This is a genomic window from Salinigranum halophilum (assembly GCF_007004735.1).
GTDB classification, from domain to species: Archaea; Halobacteriota; Halobacteria; order Halobacteriales; family Haloferacaceae; genus Salinigranum; species Salinigranum halophilum.
The window spans coordinates 587,918-602,815 of record NZ_ML660182.1 but is presented as its reverse complement, the minus strand read 5'-3'; the positions used below and the strand labels follow the sequence as shown (position 1 = coordinate 602,815).

20 protein-coding genes and 1 tRNA gene are annotated in these 14,898 nt (G+C 67.9%); 7 read left to right on the top strand and 14 right to left on the bottom strand.

Features of this window, described 5'->3' with window-relative positions:
• Window positions 1-4: 4 nt before the first annotated feature.
• The 6 genes from E6N53_RS03145 to E6N53_RS03120 form a co-directional block, all read right to left on the bottom strand.
• Window positions 5-1,588 carry a GMC family oxidoreductase gene (locus tag E6N53_RS03145; RefSeq protein ID WP_142856803.1) on the bottom strand — a complete coding sequence of 528 codons (1,584 nt, stop codon included), beginning with the start codon at window positions 1,586-1,588 and terminating at the stop codon, window positions 5-7.
• Entirely contained in the window at window positions 1,581-2,156 is a 576-nt protein-coding gene (locus E6N53_RS03140; protein WP_136588982.1) for a gluconate 2-dehydrogenase subunit 3 family protein, read from the bottom strand. Before E6N53_RS03140 ends, E6N53_RS03145 begins: the two co-directional genes overlap by 8 nt.
• A 70-nt stretch (window positions 2,157-2,226) precedes the next feature.
• Window positions 2,227-2,958, bottom strand: a complete 732-nt coding sequence (locus E6N53_RS03135) for a fumarylacetoacetate hydrolase family protein (protein ID WP_142856801.1) — start codon at window positions 2,956-2,958, stop codon at window positions 2,227-2,229.
• A gap of 78 nt (window positions 2,959-3,036) precedes the next feature.
• Window positions 3,037-3,276, bottom strand: a complete 240-nt coding sequence (locus E6N53_RS03130) for a hypothetical protein (protein ID WP_142856799.1) — start codon at window positions 3,274-3,276, stop codon at window positions 3,037-3,039.
• Window positions 3,273-3,743 carry a Zn-ribbon domain-containing OB-fold protein gene (locus E6N53_RS03125; RefSeq protein WP_142856797.1) on the bottom strand — a complete coding sequence of 157 codons (471 nt, stop codon included), beginning with the start codon at window positions 3,741-3,743 and terminating at the stop codon, window positions 3,273-3,275. Before E6N53_RS03125 ends, E6N53_RS03130 begins: the two co-directional genes overlap by 4 nt.
• Complete coding sequence (locus tag E6N53_RS03120; protein ID WP_142856795.1) at window positions 3,740-4,921, bottom strand: thiolase C-terminal domain-containing protein; 1,182 nt, start codon at window positions 4,919-4,921, stop codon at window positions 3,740-3,742. Before E6N53_RS03120 ends, E6N53_RS03125 begins: the two co-directional genes overlap by 4 nt.
• Before the next feature lie 130 nt (window positions 4,922-5,051).
• Here E6N53_RS03120 and E6N53_RS03115 point away from each other — a divergent pair, with 130 nt between their 5' ends.
• Both E6N53_RS03115 and E6N53_RS03110 read left to right on the top strand, forming a co-directional pair.
• A complete protein-coding gene (locus E6N53_RS03115) occupies window positions 5,052-5,771 on the top strand; it encodes a metal-dependent hydrolase (protein ID WP_142856793.1) in 720 nt (239 codons plus the stop codon).
• Window positions 5,772-5,836: 65 nt separating this feature from the next.
• Window positions 5,837-6,271, top strand: coding sequence for an SRPBCC family protein (locus tag E6N53_RS03110; RefSeq protein WP_142856791.1), 435 nt, complete (start codon window positions 5,837-5,839; stop codon window positions 6,269-6,271).
• A 40-nt stretch (window positions 6,272-6,311) separates the two neighbouring features.
• On the opposite strand, the gene E6N53_RS03105 is transcribed toward E6N53_RS03110, so the two are convergent.
• The gene (locus E6N53_RS03105) at window positions 6,312-6,971 is read right to left on the bottom strand and encodes a hypothetical protein (RefSeq protein WP_142856789.1); all 660 of its coding nucleotides are present in this window, start codon (window positions 6,969-6,971) and stop codon (window positions 6,312-6,314) included.
• A gap of 113 nt (window positions 6,972-7,084) precedes the next feature.
• On the opposite strand from E6N53_RS03105, the gene E6N53_RS03100 reads away from it, so the two are divergent.
• Window positions 7,085-7,504 (top strand): OsmC family protein, encoded by a 420-nt coding sequence (locus E6N53_RS03100; protein WP_136588975.1) that lies wholly within the window; start codon window positions 7,085-7,087, stop codon window positions 7,502-7,504.
• 81 nt (window positions 7,505-7,585) lie between these two features.
• Window positions 7,586-7,993, top strand: coding sequence for an OsmC family protein (locus E6N53_RS03095; protein WP_136588974.1), 408 nt, complete (start codon window positions 7,586-7,588; stop codon window positions 7,991-7,993).
• Between the two features lie 99 nt (window positions 7,994-8,092).
• Here the strand turns inward: E6N53_RS03095 and E6N53_RS20905 are convergent, their stop codons facing one another.
• Window positions 8,093-8,233: a hypothetical protein gene (locus E6N53_RS20905; RefSeq protein ID WP_201740106.1), complete on the bottom strand. Its 141-nt coding sequence runs from the start codon at window positions 8,231-8,233 to the stop codon at window positions 8,093-8,095.
• 97 nt (window positions 8,234-8,330) lie between these two features.
• Window positions 8,331-9,116: an HAD-IIA family hydrolase gene (locus E6N53_RS03090; RefSeq protein WP_142856787.1), complete on the bottom strand. Its 786-nt coding sequence runs from the start codon at window positions 9,114-9,116 to the stop codon at window positions 8,331-8,333.
• A gap of 88 nt (window positions 9,117-9,204) precedes the next feature.
• On the opposite strand from E6N53_RS03090, the gene E6N53_RS03085 reads away from it, so the two are divergent.
• Window positions 9,205-9,489: a hypothetical protein gene (locus tag E6N53_RS03085; protein WP_136588972.1), complete on the top strand. Its 285-nt coding sequence runs from the start codon at window positions 9,205-9,207 to the stop codon at window positions 9,487-9,489.
• Between the two features lie 70 nt (window positions 9,490-9,559).
• Window positions 9,560-10,351, top strand: coding sequence for a GTP cyclohydrolase III (locus E6N53_RS03080; protein WP_142856785.1), 792 nt, complete (start codon window positions 9,560-9,562; stop codon window positions 10,349-10,351).
• On the opposite strand, the gene E6N53_RS03075 is transcribed toward E6N53_RS03080, so the two are convergent.
• Window positions 10,348-11,694: a right-handed parallel beta-helix repeat-containing protein gene (locus E6N53_RS03075; protein WP_142856783.1), complete on the bottom strand. Its 1,347-nt coding sequence runs from the start codon at window positions 11,692-11,694 to the stop codon at window positions 10,348-10,350. The two genes, E6N53_RS03080 and E6N53_RS03075, sit on opposite strands and share 4 nt — an antisense overlap.
• Window positions 11,695-12,218: 524 nt before the next feature.
• On the opposite strand from E6N53_RS03075, the gene E6N53_RS03070 reads away from it, so the two are divergent.
• Window positions 12,219-12,665 (top strand): hypothetical protein, encoded by a 447-nt coding sequence (locus E6N53_RS03070; RefSeq protein WP_142856781.1) that lies wholly within the window; start codon window positions 12,219-12,221, stop codon window positions 12,663-12,665.
• Between the two features lie 327 nt (window positions 12,666-12,992).
• Here E6N53_RS03070 and E6N53_RS20615 read toward each other — a convergent pair.
• The 4 genes from E6N53_RS20615 to E6N53_RS03055 all read right to left on the bottom strand — a co-directional run bounded on the left by E6N53_RS20615 (window position 12,993) and on the right by E6N53_RS03055 (window position 14,870).
• Window positions 12,993-13,169: transfer RNA gene (locus E6N53_RS20615), tRNA-Trp, on the bottom strand.
• 46 nt (window positions 13,170-13,215) lie between these two features.
• A complete protein-coding gene (locus tag E6N53_RS03065) occupies window positions 13,216-13,440 on the bottom strand; it encodes a DUF5795 family protein (protein WP_136588969.1) in 225 nt (74 codons plus the stop codon).
• Between the two features lie 67 nt (window positions 13,441-13,507).
• The gene (locus E6N53_RS03060; protein ID WP_142856779.1) at window positions 13,508-13,897 is read right to left on the bottom strand and encodes a secondary thiamine-phosphate synthase enzyme YjbQ; all 390 of its coding nucleotides are present in this window, start codon (window positions 13,895-13,897) and stop codon (window positions 13,508-13,510) included.
• A gap of 43 nt (window positions 13,898-13,940) precedes the next feature.
• The gene (locus tag E6N53_RS03055; RefSeq protein ID WP_142856777.1) at window positions 13,941-14,870 is read right to left on the bottom strand and encodes a DUF5794 domain-containing protein; all 930 of its coding nucleotides are present in this window, start codon (window positions 14,868-14,870) and stop codon (window positions 13,941-13,943) included.
• Window positions 14,871-14,898 lie beyond the last annotated feature (28 nt).

Below are 14,898 nucleotides of genomic sequence, written 5' to 3'. Positions count from 1 at the left end.
GCGACTACAACCCCTCGGCGAGCGCCTCGCTGGCACGGAGCGCCAGTGCCGCGATGGTGAGCGTCGGGTTCATCGCCCCGCCCGTCGGGAACACGCTCGACCCGACGAGCCAGAGGTTCGAGAGGTCGTGTGTACGAAGCGAGGCGTCGACGACGCTCTCGTCGGGGTCGGTCCCCATCCGGGTCGTCCCCATGTGGTGGAACGCCGGCCCGGTGTTCTCGGGGCCGACACGCCACTCGACCTCGACACCGAGTTCCGCGAGGACCCGCGCCTGGAGTTCGTTCGCCCGCGTCAGCGCCGCCTTCGTCGCCCCGTCGAGCGACCACTGCACGTCGGGGACGGGGTTGCCGTGGTCGTCTCGCACGCTCGCGTCGAGCGTCACCCGGTTCTCTCGTCGCGGGAACTGCTCGACGAGCGCGCCCATCCCGATCTGCGTCCCGTACACCTCGTCGAGTTCGTCGCGCAACTCGTCGCCCCACGTCCCCGAGGAGAGGGCCGCGCCCGCGACGGTCGGGCCGGCGTAGTTGAGAAACTCCAGTTTGAGACCGTTCACTGGCTCCGTGTCGTCGTAGAACTGGTGTGACTCGCTGGTGTTGAAGCCGACGTGGTGCTGACGGGTGTCGACGTCGAGTCGGCCTCCCATGCCCGCGAAGAGGTGGTCCATGAAGTACCGACCCACGGCTCCAGAGGAGTTCGCGAGGCCGTCGGGGTACGTCTCCGAGCGCGAGAGGAGCAGGAGTCGCGGCGTCTCGACGCCACCGGCGGCGACCACGAACCGCCGGGCCGTCTGTTCGTACTCGGTCCCGTCGGGCGTCGCGTACACCGCGGCGTCGACGGTCTCACCCGTGTCGTCGTGGACGAGTCGCTGGACGGGCGCGCGGTCGATGATTCTCGCGCCCGCGTCGACGGCGCGGGCGACGTGGGTCTCGGCGGTGTACTTCGCTCCGGAGGGGCAGACGGGTTTGCAGGTGCCGTAGCCGACGCAGGAGCTCCGTCCGTCGTAGGGCTCGGAGTTACGCGCGTTCGGCACCGAGTGCATGTCGATACCGAGGCGCTCACACGCCGGGGCGAACAGCGAGTCCGAGTACGAGGGGGGGAACGCCGGGAGCGGAAACGGTTCCGCTCGCGGTGGGGCGTAGGGGTTGTCGAGTGCGCCCGCGACGCCCATCTCGCGTTCTGCCTCGCGGTAGTGCGGGCGAAGGTCGGCGTACGAGAGGGGCCAGTCGGTGCCGACGCCGTACCGCGAGCGCATCTCGAAGTCGCGCTCGTGGAGGCGCATCACCATGCCGTGCCAGTGGAGCGTCGACCCACCGACGCCCTTGACCCGCGCGGCGTTGAGCGGGTAGTGTCTGGGTCCCGAAGCGGCGTAGGCGTCCCGGGGACCGCCCACCTCCCACGGGTTGGCCATGTCGGGGCGGAGATGCGTCTCCATCCGGTTTTCCCGGTCGCCGTCGAACCGCGGGCCGGCCTCCAGGACGACGACGTCGTGGCCCGCTTCCGCGAGTCGACACGCGACGAGCGCCCCGGCCGGACCCGAGCCGACCACACAGACGTCGGCGCGGGGTGACGGCTGTCTCCCGTCAGCCATCGTCGACCGCCTCCGGGCCGCGCTGATACGAGGACAGACCGCCGGGGTAGCCCGTCGGGTTCTCGGTCCCGACGAGTCGGCCACCGGCGGGCGAGGTGTAGAAGGCGTACAGCAGGTCGTTCACGACGAAGAAGCGGAGTCGGTCCGAGAGGTTCCCCCCGGGGTCGGGGTCGGCGACGTCCACGCCGAGGTCGCGGAGGAGTCGGTCGCGCGTCTCGGGCGCGAGCCGCTCGAAGGCGGCGGCGTGCCAGTCACGGGCGACGGCGTCGAGTTCGGCGGCCGCCGAGACGACGCCCGCGTAGTGGTCCGGGTCGCGACGGCGCCGTCCGTCGACGTACGTCTCGACGAACGCTCGGTGTCCCTCGACGGCGGACGGGTAGAGTACCTCCGCGGCTGCGACGAGCACCGAGAGGGCCTCGTCGTCCGTCCGTCCTTCGTCCTCGTCGGTCCCCGCCGCACGCCCGGCGACAGGCGCATCACGCGTCCCGAGGGCACCCACGGCCACGCCCCCACCCGCAGCTGTGACCCCCGCAAGCGCGGCGAGCGCGTCTCGTCGCGATAGCCTCATCGTCAGATTTTTCGGCGAGCCTAAACTTATGGGTTATCATCCGCGACGGGCTCGCGACGCGGCCGGCGTATCAGGGGAACCGCACATCGTGTTCGAGGGTGCCGACGCCCTCGACTTCGATTTCGACGCGGTCGCCGTCCGAGAGTGGCCCGACGCCCTCCGGCGTCCCGGTCGAGATGACGTCGCCCGGTTCGAGCGTCAGATAGCTCGTTATCTCCTCGACGAGTTCGGGAATCGAGAAGATGAGTTGCGAGCGCGACCCGTCCTGGCGGACTTCGCCGTTGACCCGCGCCTGCACGCGGGCGTCGTCCGGGACGTCTTCGGGGTCCGCGACGACGGGGCCGATGGGAGCAGCGCCGTCGAACGCCTTGCCGCGGACCCAGTTTTGCTCTTCACGCTGGTCGTCGCGGTTGGAGAGGTCGTTGACACAGGTGAAGCCCGCGACGTGGTCCATGGCCGCTTCTTCCGGGACGTTCCGTGCCTGCGAGCCGATGACGACGCCGAGTTCGGCCTCGTGGTCGACGCGGTCTTTGCCCGCCGGGAGCGTCACCGTCGAGCCGTGGCTAGCGAGGGTGTTCGGCCCCTTCAAGAAGAGCATCGGCCGGTCGGGGACGTCGCTGTCCATCTCGGCGGCGTGGTCGGCGTAGTTGCGACCGATACAGACGAGCTTCGACGGCTCACAGGGGGGGAGGACGTCCACCTCGCTCAGGTCGTACTCGTCGTCGGCGAACGCCACGCCGTCGTCGAGCCACTCACCGGTTCGGACCGCACCCGCAGGGTCGCGGAATCGAACGTGTCGCATGCTCATCGGTGCAGTGCGAGACGAGGAAGCAGTTGTGAAAGGAGAAATCCGGACCGGAGTCGGCGGCCCGAGTCGCCGTCAGAACGTGACGACCTCGTCGCCGTCGAAGACGACCGTCACCCCGTCGCCGTGTTCGTCGAACGCCTTCACCGGTTTCAGTCCGTCGCCGAGAGAGCCGAGGCGCTCGTGTGACTCCGTTCCAGCCGGGACGACCGTCACTGCCTTCGTCACGTTGCGCGCTCGGGAGAGGTCCGCGCCGCGTAGTCCGAAACGGACGGGTCCGTCCGCCGCACTCGCCCGTGGCGTGTCACCGCTCACTCGCGAAGCTCGAAGACGTGGACCGGCCAGTCGGCCTCGTACGAGCGGACCGCCTCCTCGTCGAAGTCGGGCGCTCTGGTCGTCAGCGTCACCGGCGTCCCGACCTCGAGGTCGTCGTACCCGGCGTCGACGCGCCCCGTGAGCCGGCCGCCGGAGTCCAGTTCGACCACGGCGAGCGTCAGCGGTGCCAGTTCCTCGAACGCCGTCGGCGGCCGGCCGACCTCGGTGTACGAGTAGACGGTCCCGGTCTTCGACTGCTCGGCGACGGCGACGCGGCGACTCCCACACTCGTAGCAGGCGGGGCGCGGCGGCACCAACACCGCCTCGCAGTCACGGCACTCGGCGGCGAGCAGGCGGCCCGCTTCGAGCGCGTCGAAGAAGCCCGGAAGCGTGAACGGGCTCTCGGAGACGAGGTTCTCACGGGCGAGCGGCCCGCTCTCTTCAGTCCAGTCACGGTCGTCGCTCATCGTGCCACCTCCGTGTCGGGGCCGAGAAGCACGTGGACGGCCGTGACCGCGTCGGCGACGCCGCCCTCGTTCAACAGCAAGGCCACGTCGGCGTCGCGCTGGCGGTCACCCGCGCGGCCAGTCAACTGGGCGTACGCCTCGGCGGCCTGGGCGATTCCGGTCGCCCCGATGGGATGCCCGCGGGCCTTCAGGCCGCCGCTGGTGTTGAGGTGGACGTCCGTCCAGCCGTCGCTCCGTTCGGCGGGCGGGAGCGCGGACTCGACGCCCCGGCCCCGCGGCGCGAAGCCGACGGCCTCCGAGAGCAGCGCCTCACAGACGGTGAAGGCGTCGTGAACCTCCGCGACGTCGACGTCCGCGGCGTCGACGTCGGCCTGCTCGTAGGCCTTGGTCGACGCGCGGTGTGCGCCCTCGACGAACGTCATGTCCCGCTCGGCGACGGCGATGTTGTTTGCGGTCACGGCCGACCCGCCGACGCGGACCTGCTCGTCGCGGGCGACCAAATCGTCGGCGACGTCGGCGCTCGTGACGAGCGCGACGGCGGCACCGTCGGTGACGGGCGCGCAGTCGTACAGCTTCAGCGGCCGGGCCACCGCCGGCGACTCCAGCACGGTGTCGACGTCGATTTCCCGCTGGAACATCGCGTCCGGGTTCTGCGCGCCGTTGCGGTGGTTCTTGACCGCGATGCGCGCGAGGTCCGCCTCGGTCGCCTCGGTGTCGTGGAGGTACCGCTGAGCGAGGAGCGCGTACTGTGCGGGAGCGGTCACCCCCGACCGCTGCTCGAGCGCGCGGTCGAACGCCGCCGCGAGCGCGTCCGTCGCGCCCGCGGTCCCGCCGGCGGTCATCTTCTCGACGCCGCAGGCGAGGACGGCGTCGTGGACGCCCGCGCGGACGTCGCGAACGGCGTTCTTGAGCGCGAGTGCGCCCGCGGCGGCGCAGCCTTCGACGCGCTCGGCCGGGACGTACCGGAGACCGGCCCACTCGGCCATGAGCGTCCCTTGCATGATCTGGTTCTCGTACTGTTCGGACTGGTTGCCGAGGTAGAGCGCATCGACGACCTCGGCGGGGTCGGGCAGGCCGTCGAACGCGTCGGCGAGCGCGGCCGAGAACAGGTCTCGACCGGGCAGGTCTGTCCGACCGAGTTCGGAGAGTCCGACGGCGGCGAGTCGTGGCTCTGGCATCGTCTCTCATCGTGCACCCCGGGTAAAAAATTCTCCCCGCGACCACCGACGGCGCGGCGGCAGGGCCGTCGGTGCCGTCCTGCCGCCGCGGCACCATTTATGTAGCTCTCGACACAACTCCTGGGCGCACATGGAACTCACCTGGCACGGACACTCCTGCTGGCACGTACAGGTCGACGACACGTCGCTGCTCATCGACCCGTTCTTCGACAACCCACACACCGACACGGACCCGGAGGAACTCGACCCCGACTACGTCCTCTTGACACACGGCCACGCCGACCACATCGGCGACGTCGACCGCTACGAGGGAACGACGCTCGTCGCGACGCCCGAACTGGTCGAGTACTGCCGCGACGAGTTCGGCGAGTACGACGCCGTCGGCGGGATGGGGATGAACCTCGGCGGGACCGTCGAGTGCGGCGACGCCTACGTGACGATGCACCGCGCGGACCACTCGAACGGCATCGAGACCTCCTACGGCACCTCCGCGGGGATGCCTGCCGGCTTCGTCGTCTCGGACACGAAGCCGACGCAGATGTCCGACGAGGAGTCGACGACGTTCTACCACGCCGGCGACACCGGCCTCATGACGGAGATGCGCGAGATTATCGGCCCGTACCTCGAACCCGACGCCGCCGCCGTTCCGATAGGAGACCACTTCACCATGGGGCCGTGGCAGGCAGCCATCGCCGTCGACTGGCTCGACGTCGACCACGCGTTTCCGATGCATTACGACACGTTCCCGCCCATCGAAGTCGACACCGACGAGTTCGTCACCGAGGTGGCTGCCACCGGGAGCGACGCCGAGGTGCACGTCCTCGCGGGCGACGAGACGTTCGAACTCTGAGCGCGGCGACACAGGAATCACCCGTCGACCACACGTTTTCACCCGACGAGCGCCTACGACAGACGATGGTGACCGTCTCGTCGACAGCACAGGTGCCGGCACCCCCCGAGGAGGTGTTCGCCTTCCTCGACACCCCGGCGAACCACGAACGCATCTCGCCGAGCATCGCGTCCGTCCACGACGTCGAGCGCCTCCCGGAGGGAGGCCACCGCGCGGGGTACACGTATCGGCTGTTCGGCGTGCCGCTTCGCGGCACGGTCGAGGCCGTCGTCCACGACCCGCCGCGGCGACTCGGGTTCGTGCTTCGTGGGGGAATCGACGGCGAGATGGACTGGCGGCTCCGGGAGGTCGACGGCGGGACGCGCGTCACCTGCGAGGCGACGTTCACCGTCCCGGGTGGCCCGCTGGCGACGCTGTTCGGTCCCGTGGTTCGGGTGTACAACGAGCGGGAACTCGACGAGACACTCGCTCGGCTGCGTGACGGGCTCGAGGCGACGTGAGACGGGACGGGGCCGCCGCCGTGCCGACGTCGACTCGCGGCTACGCGTCTGCCTCGACCGTGGCCCCGAGGAGTGTGAGGAGGCCACCGACGACGAGCGCGGCGACACCGACCGTGCCGACGGACGGCAGCGGGAGGGCGGGGGCGGTGTACGGCCCCGTGACACCGTTGTCCGGTGAGGCGAACGTCTGGACTAGGTCGACACCGCCGTATCCGACGGCGAAACCACAGAGTGTGGCGAGGACGGCGAGCGTTCCGACGCCGAGTCCGGCCATGGTGGCGACGTTGTCGACGGCGACGAGGTGGAGCGCTTCACGCTCGGTCAGCGTCCGCTGGCGCGCGCGAACCGAGACGGCAGCGACGGCGAGACCCGCCGCGAGTTCCGCACCGAGGCCGAAGAGGCCGACGACGAGGATGGCGGGTGTCGCAGCGAGCGGCGCGCCCCCGAGGAAGCCGTCGCGGACCGCTGCGGGAAGCGTCGCACCGATGGGGAGACACAGCGCGAGCGACCCGGCGACGGCACCGAACGCGAACAGTTTGTGCCGCTGTGAGAGTCGGGTGATGCCGACGGCCAGCCGCCGGCGGTGGAACTCGCTCCCGTCGAGAAGCGTCTGGGCCACGGGGTCGTCGTACGTGTCTGGCGTGTCGGACGTCTCGGGCGTCTCGGGCGGGTCGCGCCCGTCGGAAGCGTCGCCGGTCATCTCCCCGTCCGGTTCGGAGGACTCGTCGCACCTAACTCTCGTGGCAGCCCAGCGGGTGCGCGGCCGAGCGGCGGGTGAGTATTTATGCCGCTCCGAGGAGACGTGTTACTCGTATGCCAACTCGAAGCTCTGACGCGACGTGGCAAGGGGACCTGAAGAACGGCGAGGGACAGCTGTCGCTCGGCAGCGGCGCCTACGAGGGGTCGTACTCGTTCCTCTCGCGGTTCGAAGACGGCGAGGGAACGAACCCCGAGGAACTCATCGCGGCCGCCCACGCGGGCTGTTACGCGATGGCGCTGTCGAACGACCTCGCATCCGACGGCCACGAGCCGGAGCGGGTCGACGCGACAGCGAACGTCCACCTCGACATGGAGACACTCACCATCGACACCATCGAACTCGTCGTCGAGGCGTCGGTACCCGGTATCGACGAGGCGACGTTCATGGAGTACGCCGAGGGCGCAAAGGAGAACTGCCCCGTGTCGCGGGTACTCGCCGGGGCGGAGATCTCACTCGACGCGACGCTGGTCTGAGTGAGGTGGGCTCGGAGTCGGCCACGGCGGCGGCCCGAGTCATCAGTTTTTAAGCCGGTCCGGTCCGCTGGTTACGATGCCATGGGAGATATCCAGACGCACACGCTCAGCACGGACGGCTTCGCCACGAAGAGCCAGGTCGGCGACTACACCCTCGACATCGACGCGACCAACGAGACCGGTCCGAACCCGAACGAGGTACTCGTCGCGGACTACGCGGCCTGCTTCCTGCCGGCGTTCCGCGTCGGGGCCCAGCAGGTCGGTCACGACGACCTCGGCAAGGTCCAGATCGACGCGGAGGCCGACCTCGACGACGGCGACGACCTCTCGGCCATCCGGTTCGACATCTACGTCGAGGCGGACCTCGACGACGAGACACTCGCGGACATCACCGAGCGCGCGGAGGGCATCTGTCACGTCCACACCGCGCTCCGCGATGACCTCGCCGCGGAGATCACGGTCCACGGCGGCGCGGACATCCAGGGCTAGACGCGAGCCGACGACGGCAACGGCGACGGCGACGCGGCCACTCTCTCTTGTTTCTGACGCCAGGAGCGGCGGCTCACCGCGACGGGCCGGCGGAGAAGACTAGCGTCGGTACACCCGGTAGCTCATCGCCCGGCCGTCGACGATGACGACCTCTCGCTCCTCGGGGTCGTGCGACGGGGGCGCTTCGTGCTCCTCGCGGAACACGTACGGGCTGGTCGGTGCTTCGGCCGGTTCGTCCATGTACCTCGATAGCACACCACACGTATTTAACTCTTCGTCAGACGCTCACACACGGGCGTCTCTCCGTGTCGGTCGGCTCCGTCGGGTCGACCACCGGTCAGGACAGCGCGTCGACCGCGTCGAGGTCGGCGAGCGAATCGAGGACGTAGTCGGGTTCGACGTCCGACGTCGCGAGCGTCGCGTCGTCGGTGACGCCGGTCCGGACGAGCGCCGTCGTCATCCCCGCTGCGGCGCCGAAGGCGATGTCGGTGTCGAGGCGGTCGCCGACGACCAGACACTCGCGGGGGTCGACCCCGAGGCGCGCCTCGACGAGTTCTCTGGCGGGCGCGGAGGGCTTTCCGAGGACGATATCGGGGTCGCGGCCGGCGACACCGGCGATGGCGTGGATGACCGCACCGGAGCCGGGGATGTCGCCCTCCGCGGCCGGGATAATCATGTCGGGGTCGGTGCCGACGAACGCGACCGAGTCGTCCGCGAGGACGCGCATCGCCGTACAGAGCGTTTCGTAGTCGAAGGCGCGGTCGATAGAGGCCACGAGGACTGTCGCCTCCGCCGGGTCTGCCGTGACGGAGACGCCCGCCGCCGAGAGGATGTCCCGCAGGCCGTCCTCGCCGACGACGAAGTGGTCCGCCCCGGCGTGGTGTCTGTCGAGGTACGCGGTGGTGACCGTCGCGGCGGTGACGATCTCCTCGGCGGCGACGTCGAAGCCCGCGCGGGCGAAGCGCTCCTCGTACGCGGCGGCGGGCTTCGTCGGGTTGTTCGAGACGAACAGCCGACGCAGTCCCCGCTCTTCGAGCAGGTCGAGCCCCGCACGCGCGCCCGGTAAGGCTTCGTCGCCGCGCACGACAGTCCCGTCGACGTCGAGGATGACCCCGTTGAGCATACTCGAGGTGGAGGAGGCAGGGAAATTCAGGCTGTCGGCTGACGCAACCGGGGGAACGGTTAAGATTCGAGGCGTGTTATCACAACACATGGCTTGGCGCAACTCGGCACAGTGTCCGGCGGAGGAGTGGTCACCGGTCGGACGCCTCGGCCAGGCGACCTGTGGCGTGGTCAGTCTCGGCGTCGCCATCGTCAGCCTCGCCGTCGGGTACTCGGTGGTGCTCGCGGTGGTGAGCGTCCTCCCGTTGCTCTCGACGACGGCGCTCGTGTTCGTCTGGGCGTTCGTCTGGCTCGCCACGTGGCTCGCGCTCCTCGTCGGGGTCACCGTGGCCCGGTCACGGCTGGCCGTCTCACGGGGGACGGTGAGCCGGTGACGCTGTGGCCCCGCGGGCAGTGAGCCCGTGAACCAAAGGAGGGATATTCTCGCCCTCCTACACTCCGGGTGTGACGAACACGCAGCTCACTCTCATCCAAATCGACAACTACGGCCCGTGGACGGTCACCCCCGAACCACGCCGTGAGATGGACCTCCAGACCATGCAGTCGCGGCTCTTCGCCGACCTCGCGAACTTCATCGGCGCGCGAGACGGCTACGTCTTCTTCACCCGGTTCGACAACATGGTCGCCGTCACCAACGGGCTCGATCTCGACGACCACGCCCTCCTCCAGGAATCGGTCCGTAACCGCTACCCGGTGACGGTGAGTCTCGGTGTCGGCGTCGACGAGTCGCCCGCCGTCGCGCTCGAGCGTGCGACGGGACTGGTCCAGCAGGTCGGAAGTGCACAGGACGGCGACCGCCGACAGGTGCTCCGGGGGACCCCCCTCCCCGACGCGGACCGGACAGAGACGGACGTCCACATCGCCCACTTCGACGTCAACGACGCCACCGGCAAGTACACCGACCAGCTCAACGAGTTCGACTCGTTCATCCAGATCGAACAGGGGTACGCCGCCGTGATGCGCTACATGCGCGAGGAACACGGCGCGCTCTCGTTTTTCGTCGGCGGCGACAACATCATCGCGGTCTGTCCGGCGCTCACCGCCGCGCAGTACCAGAACGCCATCACACACGTCGAAGACAGCGTCGGTGTCGAACTGAAGGTCGGCGTCGGTGCCGGCTCGAACGCCCACGACGCGGGCTTCGCTGCGAAGCACGCGCTGGAGACGTGTCGACACGACGGCACGGCGGTCGAGTTCGGCAGCCGGGCCGAACCCGCCGAAATCGAGTCCGATTAGGACTCGAACTCGAAGGCCCCGAGGTCCGGAGCCGCCCCGACGAACGACACGCCGACGTCGACACCGGCGTCGATACAGGGTGAGCCGGCAGTGAGATGGAGGAACCGCGAGTCGTCGGGGACGACGCTCGCGAACCGCGGGTCGTCTATCTCGAGGTCCCAGGTGTTCGCCTCCGACCGGGCGTTGTAGAGGAGGTTCGCCGGCCCCTCACTGTTCTCGAACGCGATACAGTTGCGGACGACGTGGTCCGGGTCCGTGTCGCCGGTGAACTCGAACCCGTAGGTGCCGTTGCCGTATGCGGTGCAGTTGTCGAAGGTGTTCGCGGCGCTCGCCCCGTTGCAGTCGAAGCCGATGGCGTCGTTGTCGAACGCCCGCGCGCGGACGACGTGGTTACCGCCGGTCCGCCACCCGCCACCCATCTTGAAGCCGTTGCCGTCGCCGGTCGCCCCCTCACCGTCGCGCCCGTTGCCGAAGGCGACGCAGTCGACGAGTGTGCTCGGACGCTCGGGGTCACAGCGGAAGAAGTCGAAGCCGTCGTCGGCGTTGCGGTACGCGACGCAGCGCACGAACCGGTGGCCACCGCTGAACCGGCGGTTCTGCCCGCCGATGTAGAAGCCGTCGGAGTTGTCGTCGACCGACCCGTGGTGGCAGACGACGTCGCGAACGACGTGGTCGTACGAGTCGCGGTAGAAGCCGATACCGTTCCCCTCAGTGCTCTCACCCTGTCCGTAGTGGTGAATCTCGAGGTCCTCGAAGACACAGCCCATGGCCTGCTGATTGCCGTTCGCCGCCCCCGGGACCTGGATACCGTCGTTCCCGGCGTTCTCGAGTTCGAAGCCGCGGAGCGTCATGTACTGTGCGCCCTCCATGCGGATGGCCGAGCCGCCGACCTCGCTCGCGTCGATGACCGGCCGGCCGTCGCCGTACGGTTCGATGACGATGGGGTTCTCGCGCGTCCCCTTCACGAGGTAGAAGTCGACGTTGTCCTCGATGACGATGGGTGCCGTCGCCCGGAGCTTGATGACGTCTCCCGGCCGCAGAGTGACGCGACCGTTGGTGGTCAGCGGCTGGAGGCTGGCGAAGGCCGTCTCTGGACTGTTCCCGGCGAACTCGTCGTCGCCGTTCACGGGGTCGACGAAGTACGTTCCGGCGAGGCCGTTCGGTGTCGGCGTCGCCGTCGCCGTCGGCGTGGATTCGGTCGTCGTTGCCGGGGTTGACTGCGCTTGCTGGCTTCCGCGCTGGTCCCCACAGCCGGCGAGGAGCCCTGCGACTGCGGTGCTTCCGACCGCCGCGAGGAACCGCCGACGGGAGGGCCGAGAAGAGGGGAGTCGGGACCGGGTCATACTCTGAACTCTGGCGACCGGCTGTTATAAATAGCAACCTGCTAACGCCGCGGAGCAGGACGACACGGTGACCCTGCCGGCCGTCGGAGGGGGTGCGGGGTCGCGCTCGGTCGCGTGCGAGTCATGAGTCGGCTCCTCAACGGGGCCGTTCGGGTCGTGAAACGGGCGATAGGCTCTCTTCGCCGCGCACCAACAGCGGGTCACGTCGAACACGTACCGGAAGAACCTGTACGGGGTCACTCGTCCGTGTATTTACTTGGAGATGCGGAAGGCGTCCGGCTGTCCGTCGTCCGTGAGTCCACATCTGCTCCGCCGGGCGGCCATCACCTACGCGCTCAATCAGAACTCCCCGAAAGCACACCTCGTGGAACGGGCGAACGTCGGCGTAGACGTGCTTGACGCGCACTGCGACGCCGCGAAGGAGGGGGGAGAAACGGAAGCGACGGGACAGGTTCTTCGATCTGCTGTAATCGCGGTCGTGGCGTGCGGCAGGTACTTATTCTTCGGAATTGAGCAATTTTTCTGTGAATCCGAACCCAACAGCATTTCTAAACGCAGTTGGCGGAGGTATCGCAATATTCGTTTTGTATTTTGTCTTTATGGGAATCGTAGGAGCATTTCGGGACAAGTCCGCCAAACGACTCCTAACCACGGTTGCACTGGGGAACGGGCTGATTTTATCAGTCGGGCTTTCACCAATGGGGCTAATTTCTAAAGAACTCGTATCTGTCACCCCGATATTGACCGCGAACTTCTCTAACTTTGTTTACTCAATGATTGATGTTGGAACCGTGCTTGATTTGACTCTTGGTGCGATATTGATGTATGATAAAAGTGATTTGTTGGGTGTAGTGTCGTTCTACTGGATGTTTATTACTGGATTTCTACTACCAATTGAACCAGTCGTTGGTGCGCTATTTTTGATAATGGGCTATCTCACTGAGGAAGCGTCATCAACAGGGCGCTGGTGAGAGTAGTGATTGATTACCCTGTTGACGAAACTAAATATTCAACCTCGGGGTTCATACCTTCCCGCTGACATTCCGAGTACGGCACAGGGACGAATCCCTCATCGGATGATGTAGATTGGTGGTTGAAACAATCAAGAATCTGCCGTAATCTGGCGAGAGGGTTCCTGATGCTGGTGAAAAGTGATGGTGGGGCCGGAGGGATTTGAACCACGCGGACGTCGCTTCGCTCGTCCGCGTGGTTCAAATCCCCCTCCGTCGACGTCACAGCTCACAACGGGTCGCGAGCACACGCGACGCGGTGCTCGCCGTGTGATGTCGTACAGGAAGTGGGGTCGGAGGGATTTGAACCCCCGATCGACTGATATCTCCGGTCGCGCCTCGGTCCTCCAGAGGGTCGTCAACACGACCGATGATCAGTCGGTCGCTCGGTATATCAGTCTGGAGTGTCGTCACCGGGCGGTAGCCTCTGGAGTCAGTCGCCATGCCGGGCTTGGCCACGACCCCTGCACCTTCCCGTATGCCGATTCGCCTAAAAGGGCTTTCGATTCAGTTACTGTCGCTCCGTCTCGCTCCAGTCGCACTCTTGGCACTTGTAGCCCGTGACGAACTCGGTGACCGACGGCATGTAGCCCACCGAGATGACGTTCTCCCCGCACTCGGGACAGTCGCGGTCGGCGTCCTCGATACCGTCGGTCTCCATCGGCCGGGCCCCCTCGATGAGTTCGGCGAGTTTGTCGGGCGTCACCATCCGTCCCTGCACGACGCGGTTGCTCATACGTCAGGATAGAGAGCGGGACACGTAAGCGTTCGTCATCCACGTGGTCCGCACGAGGGCAGTCGATTCAGACGACGACACGGAGTGTCCGTTCGCGCGGCCCGTCGCACTCGACGAGCAGCACCGACTGCCAGCGCCCGAGCGCGAGGTCGCCGTCGACGACGGGAACCTGCGCACTGTTGCCGAGGAGGAGCGCGCGGAGGTGCGAGTCGGCGTTCCCGTCGAGTTCGTCGTGGTCCCACCCCTCGTCGGGGACGACCCGTCCCAGGAACGACTCGACGTCGCCGAGCAGTCTGGACTCGGCCTCGTTGACGACGACCCCGGCAGTGGTGTGGTCGACGAAGACGGTACAGACCTGTTCGCCCTCGGTGTCCTCGTCGGCGAGCGCCTCGCGCACCCGGTCGGTGACGTCGAGGACTGTCAGTCGCGCGTCGGTCGAGACGGTGAGTCGGGGCATGGTCGACCGGACACGGAGCACGGAGAAGGGTGTTTCCCCGTCCTCACAGCCAGGGGAGCCGCGAATCCTCGCTGCGGGGGTAGCGGTAGGCGTCGCCGTCGGAGTCGTCGCCGCCGTCGGCCACGGTGGGGACGCCCGACGCGGGTGCGGCGGGGTCGGATTCGCCGGTCGAGTCGGCCTCGACGGCCGGTTCGACGTCGTCCGCGTCGTCGTTGCTCTCGTCCGCGGTGGCCGGGGCGGCGGCCGCGTCGGGGTCGAACGAGAACACCGCCGTCACGACGAGCACGCCGAGGGCGACGGGTGCCTCGGTCGGCATGAGTTCGAGGACGGAGAGCGCGAGCATGCCCAGCGCCACCGAGGAGCCGAAGCGGAAGCGGTCGATGTCGACGGCCCCTCTGAGCTGGGGGCCCGCGAGAGCGACGGCGAGGGCGAACGCGACACCGACGCCCGCGGTCGCCGCGGCCTTCGCGATGAGGACCGGGTCGGTGGTGAGCGCGACGTCGAGGCCCGTCGGCTGGAAGCTGGCGACTAGCCCGAGACCGATGATGACCGCCGGGCGCGGGAGGTACTCGCCGACGGTTGCGGAGGCGGTCTTCGCGGCGACGGCGACGATGACAAGGCCGGCGAAGCGTTGGAACGTCGCCATGTCGAGCATGCTCTCGATAGTGGGCGCGAGCGCGGCCTCCAGCGCCGCCACGGGGACGAGCACGAGTCCCAAGAGGAGGATCGCGGGGACGATCTCCCGCGGGGAGTCGTCCATCTCCGCGAGGATGACCGCGACGGTCGCGGAGCCGCCGAAGACGAGCAGTCCGGTCTCGAGGATGCCGAACGGGTAGGTGAGCGCGCCAGCGAGGACTAGCGCGGGGAAGATGCCGTCGATGAGCGGGAGCGCCATCACCGTCGCGAGCAGGCGGGTCGACTTGCCTACCTGCTGCTCGATGCTGAGCGCGACCGGGTGACGAGAGACACTCATCTCACGTCAGCAGCCGTCACCATCGGCC